Genomic DNA, 13,311 nt, shown 5'->3' on the forward strand with positions numbered 1-13,311 from the left:
GGTTTTTTTTCCAAAAAGAGAGTATTGGCTGCTTAAACTTGGGTTTGCATAGTATTTGTTTCATATTTGCTATAAACTATAGGCAGTACTGATGGCGGACAAAGGGGAATCACATAGATGATTAAAATTCAGAAGCTGACCAAGCAAGTGGGGCCTGAACGGATCCTGTTGCTTCGAGGGATTGATGCTGAAATTCATCAGGGCGAACTCATTGCCATAGTAGGACCAAGCGGTGGCGGCAAGACGACGCTGCTTCGTTGCCTTGCTTTGCAAGAGCCGTGGCAAGAGGGCAGTTTGATTGTCGACGGCAGTAATGTGCTGAAATCCGGTTGGACGGGCAAAATGAAAATAAAGCGGGAATGGGCATACCTGGAGCAAAATCCGCATCTAAATATGAATCGGACCGCGCTCAAAAATGTGCTTATCGGCAGATCCGGTCAAACTCCATTGTGGAGAATGGTGACTGGCATGGTGCGTACAGATGATTATATGGGAGCGATGGACGTACTGGAGGAGCTGGGGCTCTTGGATAAGGCGCATGACAAATGCGACAAGCTCAGCGGCGGCGAACGGCAGCGAGTAGCGACAGCACGTGCCCTTGTTCATGGAGCCAGGGTTATTTTGGCCGATGAGCCGGTAAATGGACTTGATCCGGCTTCAGCGGCACATGTCATGGAAACTTTCCGCAAGCTGTGTTCTGATGAGCGGGTGACGGTCCTTACGGTACTGCCGCTGGAAATGGCCGAACGCTTTGCGTCCCGAATATGGGGTTTGAACCATGGCGAGCTGGTGTTTGATATTCAGGGCAGACGGTTGACACAAGCAGAAAAGAACAAATTGTGAGGGGACGGCAAGAAAAGTGAAAATAATGCTGTTGAGAATGTTGGCTGGCTGCTGCTCCTTATGGCTCCTTGCCGGAGTTTTGAGCGGCTGTACTGTCATTAGCGACCCGATTTCGCTGATGCAGACACCGACGATGTCTGACGAGAAGCAGCAGCTGAATGGTGCAGTGATAACACAACTAGGGGCAGTGCAGCCGCTCAGGCCGAATGACCCGGATGATCCGACACCTATCCGGACGGGGGATTTGAACAATGATGGAACGGACGAAGCTGTACTCTTTTATGAAACGCCGGATGAGAGCGTAAAAATACACGGTGCCTTGTTTGAGGACCAGGGCGGAACGTGGGTAAAAAAGCTGACGTTTGATGGAGAAGGCACCGTCCTGGAATCATTTAAGCTCGTGGACCTGACGAATGACGGTACGCTTGATATTGTTGCGGGTTTTTCGAGCGGAGATAGTAGTGATAACGGAGAACAGAAGGGGCTGATCGTGTATTCCTACACAGGAGGAACCCTGGAGAAAATATATGCTACAGGCTATACGGACTTTGTCGTAGACGATTTTAATCATAAAAAGATGGATTTGAACGGGGATAATCTGAATGATTTGACGATTATTTTGCTTCGTCGCAATGAATTTTTTACGGTCAAAACATATCAGTTTAGCGGGGGAACCTTTAAGGAAATCGGATCGCTGGATTTGGACAGTCAGGCCTTAAGTATCTATAATGTCGTTGCTGGCAAGGTAGCCGAGAACAGGCAGGGCATCATTATTGACACCAAAATTGCCCAGACCACGACCGTTTCCAATGTCATTGTGATGGAACACGGCAAGCTCAAGAAGCTTAATCTTATGGATGTTACCTTTAAGGATGCGACCATTACCAGTGGTGATGTGGATGGTGACGGCATTCTGGAATTTGGCAATTTAGAAAAGCCTAAAGGCTGGAGCAACAAGCCGCTGGATGAGGTTCCGTATTTTGTATCGTTCTATCAGTGGGATGGGGCGAAAGGAACGATTTTCAAGCAGCAGCAGTATCGAGATTCGAATGAACAGGTTTATTTCAGGCTGCCGAAAGAGCTGCACGGAAAGGTCACGATTGATCCGAAAGTTTCAAGGAAGGACAGCTATTTGCGGTTCAATCTGGTTGATACGGATAAAACGGTCGCGGAAATCAAATATTTCTCGCTGTCACAATGGGAACGAAACAACGAAGGTTATAGCCAGCTATGGCGAACAAATGCACAAGTGATTGGCATTAAGCGATCCAGTGAGCTGGAACCACATAAACCGATTAAAAACATGATGGGGGAAGGGCAGGTAGAGTAGCGTGAGTAAAGTATTAATTATGGAAGACGAGGAATCCATCCGCAGTTTTATCGTCATTAATTTAAAACGAAACGGTTTTGAAGTGCTGGAGGCATCGGAAGGGCATGAGGCACTGAATATTTTGAACACGGTGCGGGATATTGATATCGCACTGCTTGATGTGATGGTGCCCGGGATGGATGGCTTCGAGGTCTGCCGGAGAATTCGGGAAACAAATGAGCGCATCGGCATTATTTTTCTTACAGCCAAGGTACAGGAACAGGATAAAGTGTACGCCTTGTCTGTGGGGGCCGATGATCATGTGAGCAAGCCTTTTAGTCCGACGGAGCTGATTGCACGTATTCAGTCGCTGCTGCGCAGGGTGAATGTACACCGTGAAACGGCAGCCAAGGTGTCCTTCCAGTCCGGCCCGTTTTCACTGGATTTAATCTCCAAGCAATTTAAAAAAAACGGGCAGCTGATCGAGCTGACACCGACAGAGTTTTCGCTGATTCAATTTTTTCTGGAAAAAGAAAACACGCCGCTCAGCCGGGATGTTTTGCTTGACCATGTATGGGGCAAGGAATATATGGGCGATCCGAAAATTGTGGATGTGAACATCCGGCGTCTTCGTCAAAAAATTGAAAACAATCCTTCCGAGCCTGCTTTTTTACAAACAGTGTGGGGACATGGATATAAATGGAAAGGTCAGTCTCAATGATCAAAAAGGGGATTCGCAGGCAGATTGTGCTTCACTATTTTTTTGTAGTGTTTCTGGCGCTTCTGTTAGTAGAAGTCATTTTTATGATTCTCATCCGGTCGTATTATTACGATTCCATCTACAAACACATTGAAAACCGCATCCAATCGGTAAGTGAATTTGCATCCAAATTCAAGGAACCGGAACAATCACTGCAATCGTATTTGCTGAATACATTCTCCCTGAGTGATACGGAACTGCAACTGCTTGATGAACAGGGGAATGTTATTGATAACTCGACGAATTTTGCTGCAGACCGAAGTGTGCAGACGAGTGATGTGACACAAGCGATAGCCGGAGATACAGGCAAATGGATCGGAAAACAGCCGGGTACGGGGCAGCAGGTGATGGCGGTATCCAAAAAGCTGGACAATATTGTCGGAGATCAGGTATACATTATCCGATATACGACTTCGCTGGAATTGGTCAACGACAAGCTGTTCACCATTTCGGTGTTTTCCGTGGGAATTATGGCCGCTGTACTGATTATCGTGTTTGTAGTAAGTACAGGTCTTGCCAATTCCATTGTCAAACCCATTAACAATATCCGTGATGTATCTGCTCAGATGGCGCAGGGACGGTTTGACGCACGCATCAAGGGCGATTATCGCTATGAGCTGGGCGAGCTGGCTTCGACCCTGAACTATATGGCGCAGGAAATTGTCAGAACGAATCAAATCAAGGATGATTTTATTTCATCCATTTCCCATGAACTGCGCACCCCGCTTACTTCCATCAAAGGTTGGAGTGAAACGTTGAATTCCGGCGGATATGACCCGGAAGAGACGAAGATTGGGATGCAGATTATTTCTAAGGAGACGGATCGGTTGATCGGTTTGGTCGAGGAAATTCTTGATTTTTCCAAGCTGGAGCAAAACGCCATGAAGCTCGTCATGGGAACGTTGGATCTGCGGGAGCTGCTGCAGGAAATTATGCTGAACGTATGGGCCAAGGCAGAAATGAAGCAGATTAAGCTCCAACTGGATTCGGAGGAGACGCCATATCTCGTCCACGGCGATGGTAATCGTCTGAAACAGGTGTTCTTGAACATTGTCGATAATGCCATCAAATTTTCGCATGAAAGCACTATTATTTTTCTCTCCCTGCAACGGGTTGGGGATAACATTGAAATATCCGTCCAGGATACAGGGATTGGAATTAGTGAGGAAAATCTGTCCAGAGTGAGAGACCGCTTTTTCCAGGTGGACCATCAAAATGGGGGGACTGGATTGGGGCTGGCGATTTCACAGCAGTTTGTTGAACTTCACCATGGACAGATGCTTATCACAAGTAAATTGGGGGCAGGAACGACGATTACCGTTTCACTGCCTGCCCTGCAGGCGGACCAGTCCAATGAACCACCGCAGCTTACGGAGAGCCAGGATGTATAACTAGGCAGATTACCGCTTTAATAAAAACAGCCAGTCCTTCATAATGATGAGGGCTGGCTGTTTTTTTACTTTTGGGGTAGTGTTATGAAGTAAAGCCTTCCGCACGCAAGCGAGTATTACGCTCGTAAGCTTCTTTCAGCATGCGGGCGGTTTGCGGGCGTACCGCCATTTTGCCGAATACCGTCTCATTAGGCCCGATGACTGTAATTTCGCTCGGACTGCCTTTGATGACGGCACCATCACGAATTACAGCACCTTCGCCGATAATCGCATGCTCAATATACACGTTGCGCCCGATGCGTGTGTCAGGCATGACGATACTTTCCTTGATGGATGAGCCTTTACCTATCTCTGCACCACAAAAAACAACAGAGCGTTCGATTTGGCCTTCAATCTGGCAAGAATCATGCAGCAGGCTGCCGAGCGGCTGCGCCTTGCGATTATGGGTCTTATGTGCGCTTAGCCTTGAGCGGCGTTCCCGCGTATACATAGGCCAATCCGTACGTTGAAGATCGATAGCGCAATTCTCTTGCAGCAGATCCATGTGGGAATCCCACAGGCTTTTAACGGTGCCTACGTCCTTCCAATAGCCCTGAAATTCATACACATACAATGATTCTTGATCCGCCAGCATTTTGGGAATGATGTCTTTACCAAAATCATGACTGGATTGGGTATCCAGTGCGTCCTGCAGCAGATAGCCTTTCAAGTAATCCCATTTGAAAAGATAAATTCCCATCGAAGCCAAATTACTTTCCGGTTTTTCCGGCTTCTCGGCAAATTCTGTAACTCGCAAATCGGTATCTGTACTCATCACACCAAAGCGGTGAGCCTCATCCCAGGGAACCTCCATCACAGAAATGGTAGCCGCTGCGCCTTTACCCTTATGGTAGCCCAGCATTTCACGATAATTCATGAAGTAAATATGGTCACCTGATAAAATAAGTACATGCTCCGGATTTTGACTGTCGATATATTCGATATTTTTATGAATAGCGTCTGCCGTCCCCAAATATTCAGCGTTGCTTGTATTGTATGACGGAAGCAGCGTGATTCCTTTGTCATCCGTTTTGGTCAGCCCCCAGGGTGTCCCGTCTCCAATATGCTCATGTAAGGATTCAGCTTCATATTGCGTCAGCACACCCACAGTGTCAATGTCTGAATTTACGCAATTGCTGAGAGGAAAATCGATGATCCGGTAATGACCGCCAAAAGGTACGGCGGGTTTGGCAATCGTTGATGTAAGGGGAGCAAGACGGCGTCCCTCTCCGCCTGCCAGCAGCATGGCAATGCATTCTTTATTAAACATTTCGTTTCCCTCCCGATTTAGTCGTCTGTTGTAGTACATACATAAACGGTATGGGGTGCTCTTGAAACCATCAGGTGCATCAGATCCCCCAAAAACCAAGTTTATTTTTTTCATAGTCATTTTTCTGTTCATTGTGGCTAGAATGGGGTAATAACTCAGGTTACCTTTGACCGAAAAGCGAATGCATTTCCGAATCATACATTTCGTATGATACAAACATATAAGGGTGGTGACGTGATGACTGAGCAAGCTCTTCCGCAACAGGCTGTATCACCGGAAGAAATTTATTTGTTTCATGAAGGAACGCTTTATTACAGCTACCGATCTTTGGGTTCCCACCTTACTGTGGAGAACGGAGAACAGGGCGTCCGTTTTACGGTCTGGGCTCCTCATGCTCTCCATGTCGGGCTTGCTACAGATTGTAACAACTGGAATGGGGAACAAGATTCTTTATATAGGATTCCCAAATCCGGTTTTTGGAGTCGTTTTTTTCCGAAGATATCCCAAGGAACTTTTTACAAATATGAAATTACGGGGGCCAACGGTGAACGTTTTCTGAAAGCAGACCCGTACGCGGTTCGTGCTGAAGTCAGACCGGCAACGGCTTCTGTAGTCGCTTCGTTGGACGGGTATGCCTGGAAAGACGCAGCTTGGCGCCGAAAACGCAGAGCGCCTTACGGAAAGCCTCTTCATATATACGAGCTTCATCTGGGAACCTGGAGGCAAAAAGAAGACGGCACGTTTTATACATACAGGGAAATGGCTGAGCTTCTCGTGCCTTATGTAACCGAAATGGGGTATACACATATTGAGCTGATGCCGCTGAGCGAGCATCCCTATGACCTCTCTTGGGGTTATCAGCTGACAGGTTACTTTGCGCTGACGAGCCGTTACGGTGAACCACATGATTTTATGTACTTGGTGGACCGTTGTCATCAGGCAGGAATTGGCGTACTTATGGATTGGGTTCCCGCTCATTTTGCCAAGGATGCGCATGGACTCAGGCTATTTGACGGATCACCACTGTTTGAATATACGGACCCGTTAATTGCTGAAAAGCCTGGCTGGGGCACACTTACATTTGATTACAGCAAGCCGGAGGTACGTTCTTTTTTAATCTCGAGTGCGTTGTTCTGGATGGATGTGTACCATATTGACGGTCTGCGCGTGGATGCAGTGACGAGCATGCTGCGGCTTGATTTCGAAAAGCAGGATGGACAATACCATCTAAACTCCAATGGAGGTATTGAAAATGAAGAGGCCATCGCCTTCCTCCAACAGCTGAATCAGACCGTATTCCATTATTATCCCTATGCGCTCATGATGGCGGAAGAATCCAGTGCCTGGCCGAAGGTGACCTCACCGGTAAGCGATGGGGGACTCGGCTTTAATTACAAATGGAACATGGGCTGGATGAACGATACGCTGGATTATGTTCAGACCGATTTCTGCCATCGGCCAGAGCGCCATAATCTGCTGACGTTTCCCATAGCTTATGCATACAGCGAAAATTTTACACTGCCGTTGTCGCATGATGAGGTCGTACATGGTAAAAAGTCACTGCTTAATAAAATGCCAGGCACCTATGAGCAAAAATTTTCCGGGCTGCGAGCGCTTCTTGGGTACCAAATCACCTCGCCGGGTAAAAAGCTCTTGTTTATGGGCGGTGAATTTGGTCAATTTATTGAATGGAAGGATCAGGATCAGCTCGACTGGTTTTTGCTGGATTATGATAGTCACCGGTCGCTGCATTCCTATACAAAAGTGCTGAATCATTTGTATATTCAGGAAAAGGCATTATGGGAGCTCGATCATTCGTGGGACGGCTATCAGTGGATTGAAGCGGAGGATCGCGGACAGAGCGTAATTACGTATCTGCGTAAAGGGAAAAAGCCGGGAGATACGCTGGTTATTCTGATTAACTTTCAGCCTGTACAAAGAGAACATTATCGAATTGGACTGCAAAAGGCCGGAAGTTATATGGAGGTGCTCAACAGTGACCATAGAGACTTTGGGGGGAGTGGTCAGTTAAACTCCGGATTGCTGCGGACCGCAAAAACTCCTTGCCACGGACAGCCTTACAGCCTGGAGGTGACCATTCCGCCCCTGAGCATCGTTATACTCAAGAAGGCGCCCCGGAGGTCCAAAAAAAGCAGATTAACTACATAGGGAGGACACACATATGAACATTTTGTTTGCGGCCGCAGAGGCCCATCCATTGATCAAAACAGGTGGATTGGCTGATGTGATTGGCGCACTGCCGAAGGCGCTTCGTCAGGCAGGGTGTGACGTCCGAATCATATTGCCTAAATACAAGGGGATTTCGGATACGTACAAGAATGCTGTGCGTCCTGTAACGGTAAAACGTGTGGCCGTAGGCTGGCGCGATCAGTATTGTGGAGTAGAGGAACTGACATTGGACAGAATCAGGGTGTATTTGATAGATAACGAATATTACTTCGGTCGTGACGGAATTTATGGCTATCTGGATGATGGCGAACGCTTCTCCTTTTTTAACCGGGCCATTTTGGACCTACTTCCTGAGCTGGATTTCCGGCCGGATATTCTGCATTGTCATGACTGGCATACGGCCATGGTTCCGCTTCTTTTGCATTCCGATTATCGCCATTTGCCCTTTTACAGCGACATCCGCACCGTGTTCACCATTCACAATTTGCTGTATCAGGGTGATTTTCCATATGAGGTGTTAACGGAGTTGCTGAACCTGAATGGGAGCTATTTTACCCCCGAGGGTGTGGAGTATTATGGCAGATTGAATTTTATGAAAGGGGGACTGACTTACTCGGATCATATTACAACCGTGAGCCCAACCTATGCCGAGGAGATTCAGACGGAATTTTACGGATACGGACTGGAGGGACTACTTCGCAAGCTGGGAGGACAGGGACGCTTGACAGGCATTGTCAATGGCATTGATACCAAAAGCTATAATCCCGCTGCGGACAATCATATTTATACGAAGTACCGTACCAGTCTGACAAAGAAGAAGGAAAACAAAATAGGCCTGCAGAAAGAGCTGGGGCTGCCGGTTCGTCCGGATGTGCCTTTAATGGCCATGGTAACCCGGCTTGTCGATATGAAGGGACTGGATCTGGTAACGAGGGTGCTTGACGAGATCTTATATTATGATGATATCCAGTTTGTCTTGCTGGGTACAGGAGACGAGGCTTTTGAGCACTGGTTCCGGGAAGCGGCGGGACGTTATCCCCTGAACATGTCGGCGCAGCTCACCTTCAACGAGCCTTTATCACGAAAAATATATGCTGCAAGCGATATGTATTTGATGCCGTCGAGGTTTGAGCCTTGCGGAATCAGTCAGCTGCTGGCACTTCGTTATGGATGTATTCCCATTGTACGGGAAACAGGTGGGTTGAATGATACCGTGCATGCTTACAACGAGGCCACGGGTAAAGGAAACGGCTTTAGCTTTACGAATTATAACGCGCATGACATGCTGCATACGATTCGTCGTGCCGTTGATTTTTACCGCCAGCCTGAGCATTGGTCCAAGCTTGCACAAACGGCTTTTGCAGGAGACTATAGCTGGGATGTGTCAGCTCAGGCGTATATGAATATTTACCGTTCACTGACAAAAACCAATGGATGCTGAATGGAAAAAAGGGCATTCCTCTAGCTAAGCGCTGGCAAGGAAATGTCCTTTTGTTTTGTGATTCAGTCGCCCCCGCTACCACAGTTGCTGCCGCAACGAGGAATTGCTGCTGTATGAGCTGTTGCTACATGAAAAACTGCTGCTGCAGGAGGATGGGCTGTCTGAATCACCTGAATCATCGTAAGAAGAGTCTCCATCATAAGAACTGTCGCAAGAAGACTGATAATATGAATCGGATGTATCCCAGTTCGAGCAACCACTTGCATGAGCTGCATCCGGATGAGCTGGCGAATGCCGCATTGCCTTCAGCAGCCAGATGCATGTGCAAGGCAAACGCCCGTTTTTTCCGAAATATTGCCCGATAAAAAAACAAAAAAATGACAAGGACGATGATGATAACGATAACGAACGTTCCAAGGTTATTAATGTGATCCATAATGGCTGCTGCTTTTTGGAAAGAAGACGGAATAAAGCTTTTTAAGCTCTGTTTTTCAGCAGAGCGAATTCTTCTTTAATCTGTGCCAGCAGCATTCCTTCCATCGCCCGGTCCTGCATCGCCATATCCCGGAATTCAGGTGTATGCAAGGCGTGCTTCTCGTCAATAACTTGAATGTAGGGGGGGATCGCAGGACAATGGAGTGACACATTACCGATATCCATGGAGCCGTGATCTTCAACCTCCAATATGTCCGCCTGCGCAATACCGGCCTGCATCCAATTTGCAGTAAAAATATCGGAAGCACGCGGTCGTCACCATTTCGTCATAAGAAGTTTCATAATTGGAGGTTTCCAGGCGACATCCGGCTTGCAAAGCCGCTCCTTCAGCAATTTGATTCACGCGCCGCGTCAGTGGGTTTAGCTCATAACGTGTTGCGGCCCGTACATAAAATTGGGCAGAGGCATAATCAGGAATAATGTTCGCTGCCTGTCCGCCCTGATTGATAATGCCGTGAATACGCACTGTATTTTTCACCTGTTGGCGATACGCATTGATTCCGCCTGAACGTTTGGATCACTGCATCCAGTGCATTAACACCTTCATGCGGGCTGACGGCCGCGTGAGCAGACTTCCCGAAGAATTCAATTGTACCGCATCCATGGCCAGCGATTTGCCGGATTTTTCATAATGGTCCAACGGGTGCGTCATAAGCGCTATGTCACAATCATCAAACAAACCGGCAACTGCCATAGGAACCTTTGCCCCCTGGTTTCTTCGGCAGGTGTGCCATATACCCGAATTTCCCTCCGATCTCATCAATAACTGACTTGAGGCCTACGGTTGCTCCGGTGCTCATCACACAGATCAGATGGTGTCCGCAGGCGTGCCCAAGACCTTTCAGGGCGTCATACTCCGCCAGAAAAGCGACCACCGGTCCGGGCTTGACTCCTTTGTAGCTTGCAATAAAGGCTGTTTCGATGCCCAAGACAGGCGCCTGAACCTCAAATCCGTGAAAGGCGAGCTCTTCTTTTAAACGGGCAGAAGCCAGAAATTCCTCATTTCCAAGTTCAGGATTGGCACCGATATATAACGAAATGTCCTTAAAGCGCTGGGCATGCTCCTCAATGGCTTGTTAAATTTTCTGTTTAAAATCCATGTGAAACCCGCCTCAGGTATAGCCTATAATGTAGGTACTGCGTAAGGTATGATGAAATTGTACTATAACATTCATTGCATAATCATGCATATTCATTTATAATGGCACAATCTTATTTATTATAAAGAATTTAAGGGGAGAAAAAAAGATTGAAAAAGCTATATCGTTTTACCGCCCTGGTTTTGACGGCGGTTATCCTGCTGCTGGCTGGCCTTCCCATGCTCACGGCATACGGAACGGAAGCCAAGCCGCAGAAAAAACTGGTAGTCGGCATGAGTGCCGATTTTCCGCCGTATGAGTTTCATAAAGACATTAACGACAAGGATACCATTGTTGGGTTCGATGTTGAAATCGCCAAGGAAATTGCCAAGGATCTGGGTGCGGAGATGGTTCCCGATGACATGAGCTTTGACTCCTTGCTGCCTGCCCTGCAAAGTGGACGCGTAGACCTGGTGTTGTCCGGTATGACGCCAACGGATGAACGTAGAAAAAGCATTGATTTTTCAGACATATACTACCACTCCAAACAGGTCATTATGGTACGGCCCGAGGATAAAGACAAATATCCGACGATGGCTTCACTGAAAGGCGAAAAGCTCGGCGCGCAAAAAGGCACGATCCAGGAAGAAATTGCACAAAAAGTGCCTAATGCCACTGTAACCTCGCTGGATAAAATATCCGATCTGGTACTCCAGCTTCGGACCAATCGTATCAACGCAGTTGTCATTGAGGATACCGTTGCCAAAGGATACACACTGGACGGTACTGTAACGCTGGCCAAGGCAGTCCCAGATGATAAGGGAGCAGAGACAGCTGTAGGTATTCGCAAGGGAAATACTGAACTGCTTGCCTCTGTAAATAAAACACTGGCCCGTCTGAAAGCAGACGGATCCATTGAGAAATTTTCGACGGCAGCGAGCGCACTGAATGCCGATCGTCAGGTTTCCTCCAATTCCATTGTGGATATATTTTTGAAATACCGCAGCTTTTACGTCACAGGCATCGGCTACACGCTGTTGCTGTCTGCGCTCGGGGTATTGTTTGGATTTATCATTGGTCTGATTATATCCTTGCTGCGTATGTGCGGTGTACGTATTATTGAATGGCTGGGTACTGCTTACGTAGAGATACTGCGGGGTACTCCGATGCTGGTACAGCTTATGATCATTCACTACGGGATTGCTTTGACGCTGGGTGTCAATTTTACGCCACTTCAGTCCGGTATACTTACACTGTCTTTGAACAGTTCGGCATATCTGGCCGAAATTTTCCGCGCAGGTATCCAGGGGGTAGACCGTGGACAGATGGAGGCTGCCCGCTCTTTGGGGATGGGACGAGGCAAAGCCATGCGCCATGTCATCTTACCGCAGGCCTTTAAGTCTATTCTGCCTGCGATCGGTAATGAATTTGTTACGATTATTAAGGAATCCTCCATCATTTCTACCATCGGAATGGTGGATATTATGTATCAGGCTCAGGTTATTAAGAACATTACCTACGAAGGATTAAGCCCGTTCTTAATCGCAGGCGCTTTTTATTTTGTAATGACATTCAGCTTGTCCAAGCTGCTGGGTTTATGGGAAAGGAAGTTGAGAGCCAGTGATCACCGTTAAACAACTGCGTAAATCGTTCGGCAAAAATGAAATTTTAAAAGGCATTGACATTGATATTGCCAAAGGGGAAGTTGTCGTCGTCATCGGTCCAAGTGGTTCGGGGAAAAGTACGTTTTTGCGTTGCCTCAATCTGCTGGAGCAGCCGACAGACGGGGAAATATTGTTTGAGGGTCAGTCGATAACAGCCCGCGGTCATAATATTAATGCAACGCGCGAGAAAATGGGCATGGTGTTTCAGCATTTTAACCTGTTCCCGCATAAAACCGTGCTGCAAAACCTGACACTTGCACCAACACAAGTAAAAGGCCAATCCAGCAAGGAAGCAGAGAAAATTGCATTGGAGCTCTTGCGTACCGTGGGGCTCGAAGATAAGAAGAATGCCTACCCGAACCAGCTATCCGGCGGGCAGAAGCAGCGGATTGCGATTGCGCGTGCTTTGGCGATGCAGCCGCATGTCATGCTGTTCGATGAGCCGACCTCTGCTTTGGACCCTGAGATGGTCGGAGAGGTGCTGGACGTGATGAAGAAGCTCGCTGAAGGCGGCATGACGATGGTCATTGTGACGCATGAAATGGGTTTTGCGCGCGAGGTAGGGGATCGGATTATTTTTATGGATAACGGACTGATCATCGAGCAGGGTACACCTGAACAGGTCTTTGGTACACCAAGCCATGACCGTACCCGCGATTTTCTTGCCAAAGTATTGTAAATCATCTTTTTGTAGGCTATAAAGTAGTAAGCCCTGCCACGGTTGATATTAGCCGGGAGGGCTTATTATTTTGTCATCATTTTCGCGTGTTTTCGTAACAGATACCGATTTCATGGTGACAAAATTGTAATAAATATAGTATAATATTCGA

At 47.5% G+C, this 13,311-nt stretch carries 10 protein-coding genes and 1 pseudogene; 8 read left to right on the forward strand and 3 right to left on the reverse strand.

The genetic code is table 11. From position 1 onward, the window contains the following. Positions 1 to 117 precede the first annotated feature (117 nt). Genes JO375_RS17620 through JO375_RS17635 form a run of 4 tightly spaced genes read left to right on the forward strand, consistent with a single transcriptional unit; the run spans position 118 to position 4,303 of the window. Positions 118 to 843 carry a phosphonate ABC transporter ATP-binding protein gene (locus JO375_RS17620; RefSeq protein WP_229525684.1) on the forward strand — a complete coding sequence of 242 codons (726 nt, stop codon included), beginning with the start codon at positions 118 to 120 and terminating at the stop codon, positions 841 to 843. A 25-nt stretch (positions 844 to 868) separates the two neighbouring features. Beyond that, entirely contained in the window at positions 869 to 2,173 is a 1,305-nt protein-coding gene (locus JO375_RS17625; RefSeq protein ID WP_229525685.1) for a hypothetical protein, read from the forward strand. Position 2,174: 1 nt separating this feature from the next. Continuing rightward, positions 2,175 to 2,873, forward strand: coding sequence for a response regulator transcription factor (locus JO375_RS17630; protein ID WP_229525686.1), 699 nt, complete (start codon positions 2,175 to 2,177; stop codon positions 2,871 to 2,873). Further along, the gene (locus JO375_RS17635) at positions 2,870 to 4,303 is read left to right on the forward strand and encodes a sensor histidine kinase (RefSeq protein ID WP_229525828.1); all 1,434 of its coding nucleotides are present in this window, start codon (positions 2,870 to 2,872) and stop codon (positions 4,301 to 4,303) included. Before JO375_RS17630 ends, JO375_RS17635 begins: the two co-directional genes overlap by 4 nt. A gap of 82 nt (positions 4,304 to 4,385) precedes the next feature. Here JO375_RS17635 and JO375_RS17640 read toward each other — a convergent pair whose 3' ends face one another. After that, positions 4,386 to 5,612, reverse strand: a complete 1,227-nt coding sequence (locus JO375_RS17640) for a glucose-1-phosphate adenylyltransferase (RefSeq protein WP_229525687.1) — start codon at positions 5,610 to 5,612, stop codon at positions 4,386 to 4,388. A gap of 237 nt (positions 5,613 to 5,849) precedes the next feature. On the opposite strand from JO375_RS17640, the gene glgB reads away from it, so the two are divergent. Next, on the forward strand, positions 5,850 to 7,781 hold the full coding sequence (gene glgB, locus JO375_RS17645) for a 1,4-alpha-glucan branching protein GlgB (protein ID WP_229525688.1): 1,932 nt from the start codon (positions 5,850 to 5,852) through the stop codon (positions 7,779 to 7,781). Positions 7,782 to 7,794: 13 nt separating this feature from the next. Continuing rightward, complete coding sequence (gene glgA / locus JO375_RS17650; protein WP_229525689.1) at positions 7,795 to 9,243, forward strand: glycogen synthase GlgA; 1,449 nt, start codon at positions 7,795 to 7,797, stop codon at positions 9,241 to 9,243. Positions 9,244 to 9,305: 62 nt separating this feature from the next. Here the strand turns inward: glgA and JO375_RS17655 are convergent, their stop codons facing one another. Next, on the reverse strand, positions 9,306 to 9,509 hold the full coding sequence (locus tag JO375_RS17655) for a hypothetical protein (RefSeq protein ID WP_229525690.1): 204 nt from the start codon (positions 9,507 to 9,509) through the stop codon (positions 9,306 to 9,308). A 211-nt stretch (positions 9,510 to 9,720) separates the two neighbouring features. Next, positions 9,721 to 10,808 (reverse strand): annotated as a pseudogene (locus JO375_RS17660) (M20 family metallopeptidase). A 179-nt stretch (positions 10,809 to 10,987) separates the two neighbouring features. Here JO375_RS17660 and JO375_RS17665 point away from each other — a divergent pair. Both JO375_RS17665 and JO375_RS17670 read left to right on the forward strand, forming a co-directional pair. Then, positions 10,988 to 12,451, forward strand: coding sequence for an ABC transporter substrate-binding protein/permease (locus tag JO375_RS17665; protein WP_229525691.1), 1,464 nt, complete (start codon positions 10,988 to 10,990; stop codon positions 12,449 to 12,451). Continuing rightward, positions 12,438 to 13,160 (forward strand): amino acid ABC transporter ATP-binding protein, encoded by a 723-nt coding sequence (locus tag JO375_RS17670; protein WP_229525692.1) that lies wholly within the window; start codon positions 12,438 to 12,440, stop codon positions 13,158 to 13,160. Before JO375_RS17665 ends, JO375_RS17670 begins: the two co-directional genes overlap by 14 nt. Positions 13,161 to 13,311 lie beyond the last annotated feature (151 nt).

It is taken from the genome of Paenibacillus farraposensis, assembly GCF_020736845.1.
Lineage (GTDB): Bacteria > Bacillota > Bacilli > Paenibacillales > Paenibacillaceae > Paenibacillus > Paenibacillus farraposensis.

Excerpts from the sequence above, each read along its gene's own strand:
- JO375_RS17620 (WP_229525684.1), top strand. The coding sequence starts at position 118 with ATGATTAAAATTCAGAAGCTGACCAAGCAAGTGGGGCCTGAACGGATC.
- JO375_RS17625 (WP_229525685.1), top strand. The coding sequence starts at position 869 with ATGCTGTTGAGAATGTTGGCTGGCTGCTGCTCCTTATGGCTCCTTGCC.
- JO375_RS17635 (WP_229525828.1), top strand. The coding sequence starts at position 2,870 with ATGATCAAAAAGGGGATTCGCAGGCAGATTGTGCTTCACTATTTTTTT.
- JO375_RS17640 (WP_229525687.1), bottom strand. The coding sequence starts at position 5,612 with ATGTTTAATAAAGAATGCATTGCCATGCTGCTGGCAGGCGGAGAGGGA.
- glgB (WP_229525688.1), top strand. The coding sequence starts at position 5,850 with ATGACTGAGCAAGCTCTTCCGCAACAGGCTGTATCACCGGAAGAAATT.
- glgA (WP_229525689.1), top strand. The coding sequence starts at position 7,795 with ATGAACATTTTGTTTGCGGCCGCAGAGGCCCATCCATTGATCAAAACA.
- JO375_RS17655 (WP_229525690.1), bottom strand. The coding sequence starts at position 9,509 with ATGCAAGTGGTTGCTCGAACTGGGATACATCCGATTCATATTATCAGT.